This window comes from Ruegeria sp. CRTD044 (assembly GCF_059613485.1).
This window is the reverse complement of record NZ_JBXWSP010000007.1, coordinates 58,932-75,809: the sequence shown is the minus strand read 5'-3', so window position 1 is coordinate 75,809 and position 16,878 is coordinate 58,932. Positions and strand designations below refer to the sequence as shown.

The following is a 16,878-nucleotide window of genomic DNA, read 5'->3' as shown; positions in this document are numbered from 1 at the left end:
GCTGTGTGCTGGGATCCGTACTGTCGAGCGGTGAGGGGTTGTACCGAGACTGTTACGTATCGGGGAACTGCACGGCCAGTTCTTTGCTTTTGGGGACGGCTTGGCAGGTCAGAACTTCACCCCGCGCGATGTCGTTCCGATCGAGGGCCATGTGCGCCCGCATTTGTACCTGACCCTCTGTCCGAATTGCGCGGCATGCGCCGCAGACGCCTGACTGGCAGCTGAAGGGCGGCGCCAGTCCCGCTGCAATCGCTGCCTCCAGGATCGTTTGCCCGGCCTCGATGGGTACCTCGCGGGTTTCCCCATCCAGCGTCACCCTCGCTGTGGCCGCCATGCCAGATTGGTTCGTGTCCTGAGCTGGGTTGGCGCCGAAGCTTTCCATGTGGATGCGTGCATCGGGCACATCCAGCGCGTTCAGCGCTGCCCGGACGTCTGCGTTCATGCTGCCTGGGCCGCAGATCCAATACAGGACGTCCTGCGCGATGGGGGGCGTCTCGTCGATTGCCGCCTTGATCGCATCCGCGTCAACACGGCCGGTTCGCCACGGGCTGAACCAGCTCAACAGCGATCGGGCAGACAAGACATGGCGCAGGGTGAACCGGTATGGGTTGGCCTCGACGAGGGTATCCAGCGTTTCCCGAAACAGAATCTCATTCTCGGACCGGTTGCCGTAGATCAGATGGGCGACGGAATGTGGCTCGTGATCAAGCACGGCTCGGATCATCGCATAAAGCGGAGTCAATCCGCTGCCCGCGCCAAAAAAGTAGTGGGTGCGTCGTGCAGTTGCGTTGGGTTCCAGCGTGAAGCGGCCAAAGGGTGGCATCGCCTCGACCGTATCTCCGGCGCGCAGGGTGTCGCCGATATGGTTCGACACCAATCCCCCGGAAACGCGTTTCACGGTGATCCGCAGCGCTTCGTTTGGCGGGTTGGAGATGGTGTAGCAGCGTCGCTGCTCTTTCCCGCTCAGGCCGAAGCGCAGTGTCAGATGTTGGCCGGGGGACCAGCGGAACAGCTCGGTCAGGGCTGGTGGTACGTCCAGCACGACGGTGGCTGCTTCGCCACCGATTTCAGGCCGGATTTCAGCCACGGACAAGGGGAAAAATTTTCGGGTCACGAGTGGTCCTTTCCTGAGCAAAAGACGGCCATCTTCAGTCAGCGATAATCCATGATGGTGTGCAGTGCGCGGATCACCCACTCTCGGCCTTTGCGCGTGAGCGAAAAGCGGTCGGTTTGCGCCATCGTACCTGCGTGACCCTGCCAGTCGTACTTGACTGTGGTGACCGCTGTTGCCGTGGCGCTGCCTGGCTCTTCTGTGATCACGATCCGCGGGGGTGAGCGGTCTGTTTCCACATATCCCTGCAGCGCTAGGACAGATTCAAAGCCGGTGTCGCCCTTTCGCTGGGCCCAATCGGCCACCGAATGGCTAAAGTGATCATCCGGCTGGCCCTGACCATATTTTACGGTAATCGTGTGGATCGCTTCGGGATCCCAGTCGCTCCAAGCGATCTGGGAGTCGGGGGCGGAGAGCTGACGTTCGGCGATGGCCTTCGGGTCGCTGCCGGGCGCGGCGAGAGCCAGTCCGCCTGCCAGGGCGATCCCAGCCAAGGTGGCAAGAATGCGAAGTCTCACAGGATGACCTTTGGGTTCTGGGCATTTGGGCGCGGGATGACTGGTGCCGGCCCGGAAAGGGCATTTTGGGAGAGTGTTTTGGGCCTGGTCATGTCTCGGCCTCAGCTTTCGCCATGAAGTCCAGAACAACTGGCTGATGCTGCAGAACCGGGCCTTCTCCGACAGAGGCCGGGCCGACTTCAAACAACGGGCTTGCCAAGGATTTCTGTTGCTGTTCGCAGGCATAGACATCTTCGGTCGTGAAATCGCCCGAGGCCATCGGGTCATCTTTGCCCAACGCATCATCGCCTTTGTATTTCGGGCCACCGAAGTCACGCCAGAACGCGTAAGATGACCATTGCTGCCGCGAGTACTCCCACGCCGACGCGCTGGCCAATCTGGTGCGGTTCTCCACGCGTGTTCGGTCGGGCGCGAGGGGCGTGATGATAAAGATGTTCCAGCTGTCTTCACTGCCAGCCAAGCCAATGCCCGGAAACAGCATCGGCACCCAGGCGCCAATATGCGGTTTCGGGATTACCCGCGGGGTGGGCAGGTTTTTCTCGAGCGCGCGGGCATAGTCTGACGAGGGCGGCTCCCAAAAATGATAGTGTGGACCTTCCCAGCCGTATTCTGCGCGGCCATGGTCATACATGTGAAGCGTGTTCGAATGCAGGTGGCTCAGGTGATAGACGTCGATGTAGTTCTCAACCACGATCTTCCAGTTGGCGCGGATCTCATAGCTTTGGCGGGCTTCGCCGTATTCGACCATTTCTTCGGGCTTGTGCGGGCCCAGCAACGGATCCACGGGCCCGAACCACTCCGCAAGGCTTGGCGCCTGCGGATCAGGGTGCACGAAGATCATCCCGCGCCAGAGATCGACGCTCGCGGGTTTCAGCCCGAGGCAAGACTTGTCGATGCCGTCAGGATATTCGCGGTTTTCATCTGGGACTGAGATCAGGTTGCCTTCCAGGTCGTAGTTCCAATCGTGATAGGGGCAGGTCAGTGCCTTCTGCGTTTTGCCCACTGCACGGATCAATTGGGTTCCGCGGTGACGGCAGATGTTGTGGAACGCCCGCAGCCGACGGTCGCGCCCCATTACCACGAAGATGTTGTTCAAACCCGCCTGGACCGAGATGTAATGTCCGGGCTCGGGTACATCCTCGGCAAACCCGGCATATCGCCAGGTGCGAGAGAAGATCAGTTCTTGCTCGCGGTCGTACCAGTCCTGCGCTGTATAGGCAGAGGCGGGAAGCCGGTGATACATTCGTGTCATGAAAACCTCTCAGACCAGCCAGGCCGGATAGATGGCCGGTGCGATGTCGGCGGTGACCATCAGGCCGCCTAAGACCATCCAAAGAACAGTAACGGTCCAGAACAGGAGTGGATCGGTGTCGCGGTTGACGGCATCGATCAGGAAAGCTTGGCCGCTGCGGATCGAAGGTATGGCCCACCAGAGGAATACCAGTCCCCAGGGCCACTGGAGCCCCAGTCATGTGGCCACCAAAAGAACGGGTAGGGCTGCGTAGTTGATCAGTCTGGGAAGATTGATCATGCGTCACCCTCCAAGCTTGCAAGCAACGCCAGCGCCGCCGCTTTCAGATCGTCGCGCCACTGGTCCGGTGGCGAAATCGGGACAAGCGCGTCGATGTTTTGAGCGCAAGCGGTTACTCCATGGGCGACGGCCCGAATGCGTTCGGGAGGTGCCGATGGATATGCGCGTGCCAGAACACCTTCGATGACGGCCAGAAAGTCTGCGTAGCTGTGAGTCAGTTTGGGGCCCAGGTCAGGAATGCGTTCTGCGGCCGTTGCCAAAGCCTGCCAAGCCAGCATCAGCCGGGGATCATGGCCGTGCCCGTCGTCAAACAGGGCATCAATCAACTCAGATGGCTCACCCTGCGATCCGAATTGAACCGAGACAACCTCTGTCACTTCGGCAAAAGCGTTGATCACGTGGTCTGCCAATGCCGCCGTCATGTCATCCCGGTTTCCCAAGTAGTGGCGCAACAAGGGCCGTTTGACACCAGCCTCTGCCGCGATGCGTTCTTGTGTTGCGCCTTCCAATCCGAAACGGGCCACACAGGTCAGATAGGCATCGAGTATTTCAGCGGATCGTTGGTCTTTGAGCGTGGGTCGGGGCATTGGGGCTCCTTTATTGTCAAATTTGACAAATAACTACAGCGTGTAAGTTGTCAATAATGAAAATTAACAAAACAGGGTTGAGGACAGGCCAAAATCAGCCTGTCGCTGCTCAGGATTTGGCATGATGGGATGGTCGTCCGTGTCGGGTCTCGTCAGATCATACGACCGTTTCGCGCAACTGCGTCCGCGACGACGTTCTCCCACGCGGAGTAGACCCTCTCTGGAGAAAGAAGCGCCCTTAACTCATCGGATTCGTTTGCCATTCCGGCGCGGGCCGTCGGGTCGTTGATCAGACGAATGGCGGCTTCTGCCAGTCCAGTGACGTCGCCGGTCGGTACCAGATAGCCATTTCGCCCGTGGCGGATGAATTCGGACGGACCATAGTCACAATCGAATGAGACGACCGGGATCCCGCTGACGACAGCTTCGGCGACAACATTGTGAAACCCTTCATACAGCGAAGACCCAACCACGATATCGGCGTCGTTTGCCCATTCTCCGACCCGGGCCGTATTGCCGGGCAAATGAACGCAACCCTCAAGACCGAGAGACTTGCGCAACCGCTCGAGTGGGGGACGCTCGGGGCCTTCACCATAGATCGTCAGGGTGGTCCATGGGCACTCGGCATGGATCTTGGCCATGGTCTCCAGAAGAAGGTGAAAACCTTTCTGCGGCACCAGGCGACCAACCGAGACCAGGTGACGCGCTTTTTCGGAGTTCGACACCTGCGCCCTTGTGAAGGGCTCGATCGGGTTTGGTATGACCCGACCGCGACGGCGGAGCGGGCCAGGCAGATCCTCCAGACCTTTTTGTGTCAATGCAACGACAGCCTTCGACCTTCGGCCCAGAACGGATTGCAATCGTGCCCATCCGGGGTGTGCGTCCTGTAGACGTGGGTTGTTCCGTTCCGAAATGATGACCGGCAGCTTGGAGTCCAATGTGGCGATCAGGGTAACTACATTCACTTTGGTCAGAAACGAAATCACGACATCGGGGCGTAGGTCGCGAATGACCGAACGTAGGTGCGTGATCCTGTTCAACTGTCCGCGCCTGCCTGATAGCGCACTGGTCCGCACTTTTTCATTCATCGAGAAATAGGGACCGTTTTCCGGCATGCTGAACGCCGTTGCGTGAACCTCGCAACCGCGTTCCACGAAATAGTTCGACAACATGGCGATGACTTTTTCCGCACCACCCGGACCGAACCCTGCCTGCACAAAAAGCAGCTTTAAACCATTCAACGACACAGTCCCCCGCCGAAAATGGTAATTTACGCAGGGTAATTGAGCAAGCTTGAGATGATCTTTGCCAGAAATGTGCGTAAAAGCTGGCGGCAATTGCCGAAATCCGGCCGATTGGATCGCAAAGCGTGTTGTCAGAGCAGCAGGTGTTCGAACCGGTTACTTGCTGTGGCCTGTCATGTCGTACAGGGCTGAAATCTGTTCGGCGCTCAGCTGGCGAGGGTTCAGGCCTCGGGTCAGCAGGGCGAGTTTTGCGGTTTCCTCCAGTTCTTCCATTGCGAAACTGGCCGCCCAGATGTCTTTGCCGGCAACCACAGGGCCATGATTGGCCAGCAGCACCGCGCTGCGCTGTCCAGCCAGTCCCCGGACCGCGTTGCCCATTTCAGGGTCGCCGGGCAGGAAGAATGGCAGCAATTTCACCCGACCGACCCGCATGATTGAATACGGGGTCAGCGGCGGCAGAACGTCCTCGGGGTCAACTTCGGGAAGCATGGACCAGGCCACCGAATGCGTCGAGTGGAGGTGGACCACAGCCCCGGTCTGCTGCCTTGTGTCGTAGAAGGCCGAGTGCAGCGGGACTTCCTTGGTCGGTAAGTCGCCATCAATGTGCTGAAACCGGGCATCCAGATGGCTGATCCGCGCCGGGTCGAGAAACCCCATCGAACTGCCGGTCGGCGTAACCAGGATCGTTCCGTCGGTCAGCCGGGCCGAGATGTTGCCCGACGCACCGCAGGTCAGTCCCCGGTCGAACATCGACTTTGCAAGCAGACAGATTTCTTCCCGCAGCTTCGCCGCCTCGCTCATTGTTGCTGCTCCATTCTGTTCAAGGCGTCCGCAAAGAAATCGGGGCCGCCGAAATTACCCGATTTCAGCGCCAGTGCAATGGACGGGGTGCCGGGCAGGAGTACCATGGGAACGCCGGCGGCCAAGCGGGGGCCGATCTGCAACTGCTGCGCGCGCAGTCCCTGGACAACCGCGCCCGAAGTCTCACCCCCAGCAATGACCATCCGTCGGAAGCCCGCGGCCCGCAGGCTGCGGGAGAGATCGGAGAATAGGTTTTCGATCGCTGCAGATGCCTTTTCCTTGCCGAAGGAGTCCTGTGCTTGCCTCACGACTTGTGGATCGGCCGAAGAATAGATCAGCGGCGGTTGTTTCTGCTCGAGCGCCCAGTTGACCAATTCTTCCACCGAGATCGAGCCGCTGACCGCGTCCCGCGCCGTGACCTCACGGTGTGGGGCGACGTCCCGGAAGCGCGCGACTTGCTCTCGGGTGGCGCGGCTGCAGGATCCTGACAGCACGATGCCGGGCCCGGACACTCCGTCCCACTGTGGGTGTCGCGGTTCGAACCCAAAATTTGCCGGCAACCCAAGCGCGATCCCGGACCCGCCGCAAAGGAGCAGGGTATCACGGGCAGCCTTGCCGATTTCCAGCAGGTCTGCGTCGCGGATTGCGTCGACGATCGTATGACCTTTGGGAGGCAGGGCAGACCGAATGGCCGCAGCCCCCTGCATGACCACCAAGGCGGCCACATGATGGATCGGACGGGCGGACTGAGCGGCCAGCAGACGCCGGAGATCAGGGTCGGTCATCGGTGTCAGTGGATGGTTCTGCATGCCGCTTTCACTCAGCAACTTGTCCTGCACGAACAGATGCCCTTGGTAAACGCTGCGCCCATTTTCGGGAAAAGCCGGACAGACGATCGTGGTCGGAGCGTTCAGCCTTTCCGCAAGCGCATCCAGAACCGGACCGATATTGCCCTTTGCGGTGCTGTCGAAGGTCGAACAGACCTTGAAGACGATTTGCTGCGCACCCTGGGACAGCAGCCAGTCACAGGCTGCCAGACTGTCGCGCACCGCCTCGTCAACCGGGGCCGTGCGCGACTTGAGCGCAACCACGACCGCATCCAGATCTTGGTCCGTGTGGGCCTTTGGGATGCCAACAAACTGGCTGACGCGCATGCCGCCCTCGGCGAGGGTCAGGCCAATGTCGGATGCACCGGTGAAATCATCGGCAATGACTCCGATCTTCATAGTTTGATCTCTCTGATTGGCCCCGTGTCCAGACGGTTGATGTGGTCGGCCGGTCCCGGGGGGAAAACGGACCGGACCAGCGGATCGTGGCCTGGGATGATCAGGCCGGGGGCGGACGCGAGGCTTTGCAGCTTGTCAAAGCCCTCCAGCATGTCCTGCAGGTCGACCACAATGGGGAATGGTTTTCGGGTCATGAAGTTCTCGTAGTAATGCGATGCGTCCGAGGCCAAAACCATCCAGCCGCTGGCAGTCCGGACACGTACGCATTGCAGCCCGCGGGAGTGGCCGCCGATGCAATGGACCGTGACTCCGTCAGCCAACTCGGCGTCGCCGTCATGGAAAACCACTTTGCCGGAATAAAGCCGCTTGACCGCCTCGCAGATATGACCGGCCGAAAATGGCGCACGCAGAGTGTCGTGGCACATGCAGGGACCCGTGGCAAAGGCCATCTCGGCCGCCTGCATATGCAACGTGGCGTTTGGAAACAGGTGCAGACCCCCTGCGTGGTCATAGTGCAGGTGCGTGACGATCACTTGCTGAATGGCCTCTGGCGCGATCCCGAAAGGCCGCAAGGCTTCACGCGGATCCATGGCAATAGGCCGTCCGCGGCTCAGCCCTTCGTCGGTGTCATATCCGGTATCCACCAGGATGACCTGAGTGCCGCGCTGGAGCAGCCACAGGTAGTAGTCCATGGCATGAGGGGCAGCGTGATCGTCATCCAGTATGAAACTGTCGGCGCGGGTGCGGGCATTTCTGTCCGCATATTTGATGGCATAGACTTCCCAGTCGTTCATCGCATGACCTCGGAGAACGTGTTGACCTGCTTTCGGACCACCATATCCGAAACCGCCAGATCGAATGTCTTGAAATGCGGACTGTCCAAGTGGATCCTGAACGCTTCGGCGTTCGAGTAGATCTCATACAGAAAAACGATGGCCGGATCGTCCCCTGCGCAGACGTCGAATTGCAGGCACCCGGGCTCGTCGCTCAACGACATGCGCGCGTTGTCCAGCATCAGAGGCAGGAAACGCTCGCGTGTCCCGGGCTTCAACTCGAAGGTTACGGTAACGGCATACATCAGGCGGGCGCTCCTTTCAGACGGGCGAACAGGCGTTTTACCGGAGGCAATTGGCTGAGGATCAGCGCCACGTTCAACACCAGCAGAATTGCTGCTCCGGGTCGAGACACAAATACCGACAGATCGCCATCCGACAGGAACAGTGACCGGCGGAATGTCTCGTCGAACAACCCACCAAGGATGACGCCAATGACCAGCGGCGCAATCGGATACTTCATCAGGTTCATGAAATACGCCACGAAGCCGACCCCCAGCATAAGGTAAAGGTCATTGATACCGCCACCCACACTGAAGGAACCAATCGTGGTCAGAACCATCACGACGGGCAAGAAAACAGTTTGCGGGATTTTGAGAATCTTGATGAAGACCCGCGCGGTGAAAAGGCCCATCAGGAACATCGTCAACGATGCCAGTACCAGGATGGCGACGACCCGCAGGATGATTTCGGGGTCGATCGTGGGGCCGGGGATGACGTTGTTGATTTTGAAAGCCCCCAGCAGCGCGGCCGCAGGTGGCGAGCCGGGGATGCCCAGCACCAACAGGGGGATCAGTGCGCCGCCGATACAGGCGTTGTTGGCGGTCTCTGAACACAAAAGCCCGTCCAGTGAACCTTTGCCGAAGTTCTTCCCATCCTTCGAAACGGTTTTGCCGACACCGTAGCTGACCCATCCGGCAACATCCTCGCCGACGCCCGGCAGGGCACCAACGCCGGTGCCGATCACGCCGGACCTGCCGATGGTGGGCAGGTGACGGCGGACCGTCGAGAGATTTGGCAGGATCGAGCCTTTCAGGGCCATAACCTTGCCGGCTTCGACATGGCGCAGGCCTTCGATGATCTGAGGGATCGCGAAGGCCCCCATGAGAACGGGCACCACCTGGAACCCGCTCAGCATGTAGGACCAGCCGAAGGTGTAGCGGGGCTCGGACAGCAAGGGGTCAAGTCCGACCATGGCCATAGCAAGCCCGATCAGACCAGAAATCCACCCTTTGAGCACCAGGTCCTCGCTCATGAGCGTGCCAGACAGAAGGATACCGAACAGGGCTAGTAGCGCCTTTTCCGGGCTTGCGATGTTCTTTGAAACAAGCAGCAGTGCCCAGACGAAGATCAGGAGCGTGAGTGTGCCGATGATGGTCCCGATGAAACTGGCCGTCGTCGTCAATCCAAGCGCCTCACCTCCGCGTCCGGCCTTGGCAAGCGGGTGACCGTCCATTGCGGTTGCGGCACTGGCTGCGGTGCCGGGGATGTTCAGTAGGATCGAGGGATAGGACCCGCCGTAAATTGCCCCCACATAGGCACCCAGAAGTGCGATCAAAGAGTAATCCAGCGGGATCTTGTTGCCGAAGAAACCGGTCAGAATGGTCACGGCAAGGGTTGCGGTCAGGCCGGGCAATGCACCGAATGTAATACCCAGAAAGACCGAGAAAACCAGATAGAGGTAGGTCAGCGGATCGGCGACCAGCGCAGCGAAGGCATGGCCGAATCCCGCCAGCTGAGACAAGACGAACTCCATGGTCTTAGCCTTTCCAGATCGGGCGGAGCGTCACGTAGTAGTGGTACTCGATTTGTTGAAACAGCAGGCCACCGCGCGCCGGAACGTTCTGGCGAAATCCGAAGGCCATGGCGCAAACCAGGGTAAACGGCGCGAGGATGGCTATGTAGGGAACAACCCGCAAAAGCCGCTCGGACCGGGCCTTGACCAAAACCGGGATCGTCAAGGCGACCCAAATGCCCAACGTGACCCAGTCGTCCGCATGTGCGTTCCAGTCGGCTTGAGCAGGGTAGAGCAACCAGGACGTGAACCCAGCCAGGCAAACGGAGCCGCAGGCGATCATCGCGCGCCGCGGGTGCCCACCGTAATACCCAAATATGAGAGCGGTGATCAGAAGGCCGGAACACAGGATGAAATCGACGCGCGGCACCAGCCCGCCCACATAAGCCAGAAGGATCAGGCCAATGGTGGAAAAGCGAAATGCTTCGTCAGGGTTCCAGCTGATGCCAGCCGCACCAAGGGCGTGCCGCGCCCCGCCAGACCGGACCGAGATCACGAACAGCGCGATCGAGAGGCACAACAGGCCCACAAAGATGAACAACGGAACAATGGCTGCTGAGTCGTACCATTGGGTACCGCTGACCCCCGCCTTGTTTTCTCCCCACAGGGGGATGTCCATGGTCTTCCACAGGAAGAACACCGATGTTGCCCCCAAAACCAGCGACGCCCAGAAATCCCGTGCGCGCAGGACCAGAATGTCCTCAGCCTTTTCCAACTTTGCCCTCCCGTGCAAAAAAAAGGGGCGCGGAACCGCGCCCCCAAGATCGTTTGTCGCTCAGGGCTTCTCGATGCCCAGAGAGGCCGGATCGACGGTCGTCGCACCCAAATCTTGCAGGGTGTACGCAAAGGTGGATTCCAACGTCGAGAACAGCTTCTGCGCCTCGGGTCCGTACTGTCCGCCGATGTCATAATTGTTTGCTGCGGCCCAATCGGCCACGGCCTGCGAGGCCATGGCTTTCTGGAACGCATCCGCCAGTTTTGCCTTTACATCGTCGCTTGCCGAATTGTGGACCGCAAAGCCGATTGCCTGTTTCAGCGGCAAATATTGGTCGAGCCCGTCATAGATGCCAAAGGCCGAAGGAACGGTCATTCCCGCGATTTCCGCGTTTTCAGGCGTCAGCATCGCCAGAGGGCGCAACTGTCCGCCTTCGATCAGCGGGGCCTGTTCCGCCAGCGAGGTCACGACCAGCGCAACTTCACCGGCGATGGCGGCCTCTTGCCCCGGAGCTGAGCCTTTGTAGGGGACGAATTTGAACTCGGCGCCCGAGCCCTTTTCTATGGCCAGCAGGTTCAGGTGGTGGATGGATCCCGCACCCGAGGCTGCCGCGGGGATGGTTCCGGGCGCGGCCTTCGCCGCGTCCACCAACTCTTCAAGGCTGTTGTAGGGGCTGTCTGCGGGAACCGAGATCAAATCAGGCGAGCCGCCAACGATGAATGGAAACCAGTAGTCGAACTTTTTGTCCCAGCCGCCCTGGACGGCGGCGGTCACGTTTGATTCGGAAAGTCCGACCAACGTATAGCCGTCATCAGGCTGGTTCATGACGTAGACCATTCCGTTTGAACCCGCCACGCCTCCGGTCTGGTTGATCACGTTGATCGACACCGGCAGGTGTTTCTCCATCTCGGCCATGATCATCCGGTTGATGGTGTCGGTGCCGCCTCCGGCGCCCCAGACGACGGCGGTGGTAATGTCCCGGTAAGGATACTCCTGCGCGCTGGCGAGCCCTGCGGCACCTGCCGTCATTAGGGCGGCCGCGGCCAACCTTGCGATTTTCGACTTCATCTTTTCCTCCCAGATGCAGTGATGTGTTTGTTGTTGCATTTAATTGCGTATACGTTACACAATGCGTTGTCAACGACCGGAATTGATTTAAGGTCGAACGCAAGAACACAGGAAAAGGACGCAGGGCGCATATGGCCGAGAAACTACAGATTGCAGTGTTCCACGGGGACGGGATCGGCCCGGAAATCATGGCTCCGACGCTAAGCATCCTTGCGCAGCTGTCTGAGCAGACCGAGGACTATACACTTGAGTTTCGGGAGGTTCCGGCCGGGGCAGCCCACTATGCGCAAACCGGAGAATCATTTCCGAAAACTTCAATGGATGCGGCGCGGCAGGCGGATGCCATTCTATTGTCCGCGATGGGTTTGCCGGACGTTCGGTACCCGGATGGGACTGAGATTTCCCCTCAGATCGACCTCCGCAAGGCGCTGGGGCTGTTTGCCGGTGTGCGCCCTGTGCGGGTGAGGGCCGGGCAGGCGACACCATTGGCCCTGCCGCCGGGCAAGGAAATTGACTTCGTTCTGATCCGCGAAAGTACTGAGGGGTTGTTTCACACCCAGGGGTGCGGAGAAGTGACCGAGGATGAGGCGCGCGAGACGCTGCTGATCACCCGAGAGGTCTGCGAAAAGCTGTTTCGGTTTACCTTCCAGTTGGCGCATGACCGAAAGGCATCCGGGCAGGGTCGGGGTCGAGTCACCTGTGTGGACAAGGCCAACGTCTTCCGGGCCTTTGCATTCTTCCGAGATCTGTTCGATGCCGAGGCTGAGCGTCACCCGGACCTGGTTGCGGATCATGCCTATGTGGATGCAACGGCCTTGTGGATGGTTCAGAAGCCTTGGGAATTCGATGTTCTGGTCACGGAAAACATGTTTGGAGACATTTTGTCTGACCTTGGGGCCGGGCTGATGGGAGGGCTGGGTCTGGCACCCTCGGCTGACATTGGTCTGGATCATGCGGTGTTCCAGCCGTGTCACGGTTCCGCCCCCGACATTGCCGGGGAGGGCATCGCCAATCCGTTTGCCATGTTCCAGTCGGCGGCGATGATGCTGGAGTGGCTTGGGTTGCGGCATCAGATCCCGGCGTTGTCGCGCGATGGGCAACGGCTGCACGCCGCAGTCGACAGCGTCGTGTCCGAGGGCCGAGTTCTGACCCGTGATCTGGGCGGAGAAGCCGACACGCTGGCCTCAGCGCGGGCGGTAGCGGACAGGGTGTTCTCGTTGTGAGCAGCCAGCAGTTCATTCGTGTCGCCTGTGTCGGCGCCGGCTATTTCAGCCAGTTCCACTATGGCAGCTGGCGCCGCATACCGCAGGTTCAACTGGTGGCCGCATGTGATCGCGATCTCGAGAAGGCGGCCGCCACTGGGTTGCCTGCCTATGATGATCTGCCGTCGATGCTGACCCAGGAAACGCCCCAGCTGTTGGACATAATCCTGCCGCCTGACGGTCATGCCGACGCAATTCGCGCCGCGCTGGACGCGGGTGTGGGTTGGATCCTGTGCCAAAAACCGTTTTGTCGATCTCTGGCAGAAGCGGAGGATGTACTGAAGGACGCTCGGGATGCCGGAGCCACCGTCGTTGTCCACGAGAATTTTCGCTTTCAGCCGTGGTATCGGGTGATGAAGGACGCCCTGACACGCGGGGATATCGGGACACCGCTGCAGGCTACGTTCCGGCTGCGCCCGGGCGACGGGCAGGGGCCTCGCGCTTATCTTGATCGGCAACCCTATTTTCAGAAGATGCCGCGTTTTCTGATCCACGAAACGGCGGTGCATTGGGTCGATACGTTTCGGTTCTTGTTCGGCAATCCGGTCTCGGTTTACGCCGATCTGCGGCGGATCAACCCGGTCATTGCCGGAGAGGACGCAGGCTATGTCATCTTTGAGTTCGAAAACGGTGTGAGGGCCGTGTTCGATGGCAACCGGAACCTGGATCATGCCTCGGACAATCTGCGCCGCACCATGGGGGAGGCCCTGATCGAAGGCACCGGTGGAACACTGACGATGGATGGCTTTGGCGCCGTTGGGCTGCGGGAAATCGGCAGCCAGAGCAGCGCGCAGTTGCTTGCGCCCGATAAATGGGAGGGCTTTGGTGGCGATTGCGTGCACGCATTGCAGCAGCATGTCATATCCGGTCTTCTAAATGGAACGCATTTGGAAAATACTGGCCCGGACTATCTGGACGTTATCCGCATTGAGCAGGCGATCTACAGATCTGATGCGGAGGGCAGGAAAATCGTTTTGGAGGCCGAATGAAAAACGAGACCGGCAAGGCTCTCTCGAATACTCAGCGCGCGGTGCGGGACTTGCGGCGGATGATCCTGACCGGAGAGTTGGCCGCGGGCACCGACCATCTGGAAACCGAGCTGGCAGAGCAGTTGGGGATGTCGCGCACGCCGGTTCGCGAAGCAGCGCTGATGCTGGAAAGCAAGGGCCTGTTGGAAATGCGGCCGCGCAAAGGGGTGCGGATCCTGCCGGTATCTCCGGATGACATGCGCGAGATCTATGACATTTTGACCGAGTTGGAGAGCCTTGCAGCCGAACGCGCGGCCGAGGCCGGATTTTCTGAACAAGACCTTCAGCCGTTGGCGGACTCGATCGCCCAAATGGATCGCGCCATCGGTGAGGAAGACCTGGAGGCGTGGGCCAAGGCCGATGACCTGTTCCACCGCGAGCTTGTCCGGTTGGGTGGCAACCGACGGGTGGAAAGCATCGTTTCCATGATGAGCGACCAGGTCCGCAGGGCGCGGGCCTCGACCCTGTTTATCCGCCCGTTACCGGTCAAATCGAACGAGGATCACCGTGCGGTCTATACCGCAATCCGTGACGGCAAACCTGAGGTTGCGCGCGACCGGCATCGCCAGCACCGGCTGCATGCCAAATCCGTCATCATCGACATCTTGGAAAAGCATCGGCTGAACAAGCTGTAGCCAGTCAGTTCGGTCACCCCGCTGGCCGTACTTCTGCCAGTGGTGCAATCTGGACTTCCAGTCCCAACAGGGGATATGGCCAATAAAGCGGCGCGATGCGAAAGGACTTCCGGTGCAGATAACCCAGCAGATGGCAGGCGACAACGTCTATTACATCAATCTGGACCGTGTGCCCGAGCGCCGGGCGTTCATGGAGGCGCAGTTTCTGAAGGCGGGCCTTGTGGGGGCACATAGGATCAGTGCGACGGATGCCAGTCAGCCGGGTGCGTTGGAGCAAAACGGATATGTTGCGGGAACGGGAACGCGCTGGGGTCTGACGACCAGCGAAATCGCCTGTTTCGAAAGCCATAGATCGGTTTGGCAGCGGATCGTCGATCGGAACCTTCCAGCCGCTGTCGTCTTTGAGGATGATGTGGAAATGTCCTCTGACGCTGGCCGGGTGATCACCGAAGTGCTGAACCACCCGGAAGCCTATGATTGCGTCAAATTGGATTACTCGCCCCGGTCACTGCGCTTTGGGCCGGAGACCGGGATCGGAAATGCCCGCGTGCGCCCAATGTTGGAAATGGCGCCAAGTGCGGCGGCCTATGTTCTGTCACAGGCAGGCTGCCGCAAACTGTTGGCCTGGTCGCAGAGATATTCTGACCATCTCGATGACTTTCTGTCGTTGCCGCGCAGGGATTGGAACATGTTTCAGTGCTTTCCGGCCGTTGGTGTTCAGATGATCTGGTCGGGACGGCAGGAGCAGATCGACGAGCCGATCAAAAGCAGTGAGCGAACCCAAAACGCCGCCACGAACAGCGGATTGGACAAGGGCCCCACATGGTTTCGGCTGCGGCGCGAGCTTCAGTCGGCCGGCCGCAAACTGAAATGGAAGCTGGGCGGTCAGGCGCGGCTTGTCCAGCGCGGTGGCTTGGTGGACTTCATTCCCTGTGCCGACGATCTGATCGTGCGCCCTTGGTCCTGAAGTCTTTGAGCCGATGGTGAAAAACCGAGCGGTTCCAACCATCCGCGCCGGTCGCAAAGCGCATAAACGTTAACAAAACTCTCGATTTGATATAACCTCACAGTGTTATTGCGCGATTTTTTGGGGTTTTGGTGTGGGTCAAACGATTTACGAGAAATACGGCGGGTTCAAAACCATCAGCCGGATCGTGATGACATTTTACGAAATGGCATTGGAATCGGATGAGATCGGAGGCTACTTCGAAGACATCGACATGCCTCGGTTGATCGATCACCAAACCAAGTTCGTTTCGTCTCTGGTGGGTGGTCCAGCGTCTTTCAGTGATGATCGTATCGAGGCCGTGCATCGGCACCTCAACATCAGCCATGGTGATTTCGACGAGATGGCTACGCTGTTCGGTGAAGCCCTTTCAATTCATGGAATGACCGAAGATGACGTGCAAGTCGCGCTGGCTGCGATCGAAGGCAAGAGGGCGATCATCGTTGCCCGGGATGCGGCATGAGCATTCTGGCCATCAACGAGCATCTGCTACGTGCCATCGGGGTCGGTGTTGCGGTGTTGCGGGCCTCGGACCTGACCTTCGTGTTCCACAATGGCCCATTCGCCGAATGGTTCGGCAAACCCGAGCCCGGTCAGACACTTTTGGATATTTTGCCGGATCTGGACCAGCGCGAGCTGGATGACGTTAAGCAATCGGGCCTGCGGTATTCGGCAGAGCTGCAGATGAAGCCGAAACGCCGCACGCTGATCTTCGCGGTGACGATTTCCTTGGCCAATGGGATGGATGAGCAGGTTCTGGTTGTCGAATGTCAGAACATCACGAAAATTCGTGAGCTGGAAAGCATGATCGACAGCTATTCGACAATGGTCGAGCGCAATACTCGCGAGTTGGAAAGAGAAAAGGAAAGGGTCGAACGGCTTTTGCTGAACCTGATGCCGCGTGCGGTCTATGAAGAGTTCAAAACCTTCGGCGTAGTGACGCCTCAGCTGTATGATCAGGTTTCCGTGGTCATGCTGGATTTCGTCGGCTTTACGGATTTTGCGGCAAAAACCGACCCTACGGTCACCCTCAGTGAGTTGAATGACATCTTCACCGCCTTCGACCGGATCGTCGAACAGTTCGGCTGTGAACGGATCAAGACGATCGGAGACGCTTATCTTGCGGTGTCAGGCATGCCGGACGCGACGCCCGACCATGCCACGGCGGTTGCGCATTGTGCGGTCCGATTTCTGCGGTATCTGGAACGGCGCAACGAAAGTCATCCGCACAAATGGCAGGCCCGGATCGGGCTTGGCATGGGGCCGGCCGTTGGGTCCGTGGTAGGGATCCAGAAATACGTCTATGACGTTTTTGGACCGGCCGTGAACATCGCATCGCGGTTGCAGGTCTTTGCGAACCCCATGAACATCGTTGCCCCCGAAGAGATGAAATATGCGCTGATCGATGAATTCCAGGTCTCGGACCTGGGTCCGGTCGACATCAAGGGGATGGGCATGATGGATCTGATCAATGTCACCTCACGGCTGAACGCACCGCATGCCAGCCGAATGTTTTGA

The 16,878-nt window shown here is 59.3% G+C and carries 18 protein-coding genes; 6 read left to right on the top strand and 12 right to left on the bottom strand.

Annotation, left to right across the window (positions count from 1 at the left end):
• Positions 1–52: 52 nt before the first annotated feature.
• The 12 genes from AC2FNL_RS08135 to AC2FNL_RS08080 form a co-directional block, all read right to left on the bottom strand.
• On the bottom strand, positions 53–1,114 hold the full coding sequence (locus tag AC2FNL_RS08135) for a 2Fe-2S iron-sulfur cluster-binding protein (RefSeq protein ID WP_496833078.1): 1,062 nt from the start codon (positions 1,112–1,114) through the stop codon (positions 53–55).
• 38 nt (positions 1,115–1,152) lie between these two features.
• Positions 1,153–1,629, bottom strand: a complete 477-nt coding sequence (locus tag AC2FNL_RS08130) for a hypothetical protein (RefSeq protein WP_496833077.1) — start codon at positions 1,627–1,629, stop codon at positions 1,153–1,155.
• Positions 1,630–1,717: 88 nt separating this feature from the next.
• Positions 1,718–2,881, bottom strand: coding sequence for an aromatic ring-hydroxylating oxygenase subunit alpha (locus AC2FNL_RS08125; protein WP_496833076.1), 1,164 nt, complete (start codon positions 2,879–2,881; stop codon positions 1,718–1,720).
• A 275-nt stretch (positions 2,882–3,156) separates the two neighbouring features.
• Positions 3,157–3,747 (bottom strand): TetR/AcrR family transcriptional regulator, encoded by a 591-nt coding sequence (locus AC2FNL_RS08120; RefSeq protein ID WP_496833075.1) that lies wholly within the window; start codon positions 3,745–3,747, stop codon positions 3,157–3,159.
• Between the two features lie 152 nt (positions 3,748–3,899).
• Complete coding sequence (locus tag AC2FNL_RS08115; RefSeq protein WP_496833074.1) at positions 3,900–4,988, bottom strand: glycosyltransferase family 4 protein; 1,089 nt, start codon at positions 4,986–4,988, stop codon at positions 3,900–3,902.
• A gap of 159 nt (positions 4,989–5,147) precedes the next feature.
• The gene (otnC, locus tag AC2FNL_RS08110; RefSeq protein ID WP_170366996.1) at positions 5,148–5,792 is read right to left on the bottom strand and encodes a 3-oxo-tetronate 4-phosphate decarboxylase; all 645 of its coding nucleotides are present in this window, start codon (positions 5,790–5,792) and stop codon (positions 5,148–5,150) included.
• The gene (gene otnK / locus AC2FNL_RS08105; RefSeq protein WP_496833073.1) at positions 5,789–7,018 is read right to left on the bottom strand and encodes a 3-oxo-tetronate kinase; all 1,230 of its coding nucleotides are present in this window, start codon (positions 7,016–7,018) and stop codon (positions 5,789–5,791) included. Before otnK ends, otnC begins: the two co-directional genes overlap by 4 nt.
• A complete protein-coding gene (locus AC2FNL_RS08100) occupies positions 7,015–7,812 on the bottom strand; it encodes an N-acyl homoserine lactonase family protein (protein WP_496833072.1) in 798 nt (265 codons plus the stop codon). The genes otnK and AC2FNL_RS08100 overlap by 4 nt, the downstream gene beginning before the upstream one ends.
• Positions 7,809–8,096, bottom strand: a complete 288-nt coding sequence (locus AC2FNL_RS08095) for a putative quinol monooxygenase (protein ID WP_093961888.1) — start codon at positions 8,094–8,096, stop codon at positions 7,809–7,811. Before AC2FNL_RS08095 ends, AC2FNL_RS08100 begins: the two co-directional genes overlap by 4 nt.
• Positions 8,096–9,607, bottom strand: a complete 1,512-nt coding sequence (locus AC2FNL_RS08090; RefSeq protein ID WP_170338914.1) for a tripartite tricarboxylate transporter permease — start codon at positions 9,605–9,607, stop codon at positions 8,096–8,098. Before AC2FNL_RS08090 ends, AC2FNL_RS08095 begins: the two co-directional genes overlap by 1 nt.
• Positions 9,608–9,611: 4 nt before the next feature.
• The gene (locus AC2FNL_RS08085) at positions 9,612–10,361 is read right to left on the bottom strand and encodes a hypothetical protein (protein ID WP_496833071.1); all 750 of its coding nucleotides are present in this window, start codon (positions 10,359–10,361) and stop codon (positions 9,612–9,614) included.
• A 60-nt stretch (positions 10,362–10,421) separates the two neighbouring features.
• On the bottom strand, positions 10,422–11,429 hold the full coding sequence (locus AC2FNL_RS08080) for a Bug family tripartite tricarboxylate transporter substrate binding protein (protein ID WP_093962939.1): 1,008 nt from the start codon (positions 11,427–11,429) through the stop codon (positions 10,422–10,424).
• Positions 11,430–11,560: 131 nt separating this feature from the next.
• On the opposite strand from AC2FNL_RS08080, the gene AC2FNL_RS08075 reads away from it, so the two are divergent.
• From AC2FNL_RS08075 to AC2FNL_RS08050, 6 genes are all read left to right on the top strand, one after another.
• The gene (locus AC2FNL_RS08075; RefSeq protein ID WP_496833070.1) at positions 11,561–12,652 is read left to right on the top strand and encodes an isocitrate/isopropylmalate dehydrogenase family protein; all 1,092 of its coding nucleotides are present in this window, start codon (positions 11,561–11,563) and stop codon (positions 12,650–12,652) included.
• Positions 12,649–13,680: a Gfo/Idh/MocA family protein gene (locus AC2FNL_RS08070; protein ID WP_496833069.1), complete on the top strand. Its 1,032-nt coding sequence runs from the start codon at positions 12,649–12,651 to the stop codon at positions 13,678–13,680. Before AC2FNL_RS08075 ends, AC2FNL_RS08070 begins: the two co-directional genes overlap by 4 nt.
• A complete protein-coding gene (locus tag AC2FNL_RS08065; protein WP_170455060.1) occupies positions 13,677–14,354 on the top strand; it encodes a GntR family transcriptional regulator in 678 nt (225 codons plus the stop codon). Before AC2FNL_RS08070 ends, AC2FNL_RS08065 begins: the two co-directional genes overlap by 4 nt.
• 130 nt (positions 14,355–14,484) lie before the next feature.
• Positions 14,485–15,321: a glycosyltransferase family 25 protein gene (locus AC2FNL_RS08060; RefSeq protein ID WP_496833068.1), complete on the top strand. Its 837-nt coding sequence runs from the start codon at positions 14,485–14,487 to the stop codon at positions 15,319–15,321.
• A gap of 133 nt (positions 15,322–15,454) precedes the next feature.
• Positions 15,455–15,823 (top strand): group I truncated hemoglobin, encoded by a 369-nt coding sequence (locus AC2FNL_RS08055; RefSeq protein WP_496833067.1) that lies wholly within the window; start codon positions 15,455–15,457, stop codon positions 15,821–15,823.
• Complete coding sequence (locus AC2FNL_RS08050; RefSeq protein ID WP_093961896.1) at positions 15,820–16,878, top strand: adenylate/guanylate cyclase domain-containing protein; 1,059 nt, start codon at positions 15,820–15,822, stop codon at positions 16,876–16,878. Before AC2FNL_RS08055 ends, AC2FNL_RS08050 begins: the two co-directional genes overlap by 4 nt.

Bases quoted from the DNA above. Each gene is read 5' to 3' on its own strand.
- AC2FNL_RS08125 (WP_496833076.1), bottom strand. From the start codon at position 2,881: ATGACACGAATGTATCACCGGCTTCCCGCCTCTGCCTATACAGCGCAG.
- AC2FNL_RS08120 (WP_496833075.1), bottom strand. From the start codon at position 3,747: ATGCCCCGACCCACGCTCAAAGACCAACGATCCGCTGAAATACTCGAT.
- otnC (WP_170366996.1), bottom strand. From the start codon at position 5,792: ATGAGCGAGGCGGCGAAGCTGCGGGAAGAAATCTGTCTGCTTGCAAAG.
- otnK (WP_496833073.1), bottom strand. From the start codon at position 7,018: ATGAAGATCGGAGTCATTGCCGATGATTTCACCGGTGCATCCGACATT.
- AC2FNL_RS08100 (WP_496833072.1), bottom strand. From the start codon at position 7,812: ATGAACGACTGGGAAGTCTATGCCATCAAATATGCGGACAGAAATGCC.
- AC2FNL_RS08095 (WP_093961888.1), bottom strand. From the start codon at position 8,096: ATGTATGCCGTTACCGTAACCTTCGAGTTGAAGCCCGGGACACGCGAG.
- AC2FNL_RS08090 (WP_170338914.1), bottom strand. From the start codon at position 9,607: ATGGAGTTCGTCTTGTCTCAGCTGGCGGGATTCGGCCATGCCTTCGCT.
- AC2FNL_RS08080 (WP_093962939.1), bottom strand. From the start codon at position 11,429: ATGAAGTCGAAAATCGCAAGGTTGGCCGCGGCCGCCCTAATGACGGCA.
- AC2FNL_RS08075 (WP_496833070.1), top strand. From the start codon at position 11,561: ATGGCCGAGAAACTACAGATTGCAGTGTTCCACGGGGACGGGATCGGC.
- AC2FNL_RS08065 (WP_170455060.1), top strand. From the start codon at position 13,677: ATGAAAAACGAGACCGGCAAGGCTCTCTCGAATACTCAGCGCGCGGTG.
- AC2FNL_RS08060 (WP_496833068.1), top strand. From the start codon at position 14,485: ATGGCAGGCGACAACGTCTATTACATCAATCTGGACCGTGTGCCCGAG.
- AC2FNL_RS08050 (WP_093961896.1), top strand. From the start codon at position 15,820: ATGAGCATTCTGGCCATCAACGAGCATCTGCTACGTGCCATCGGGGTC.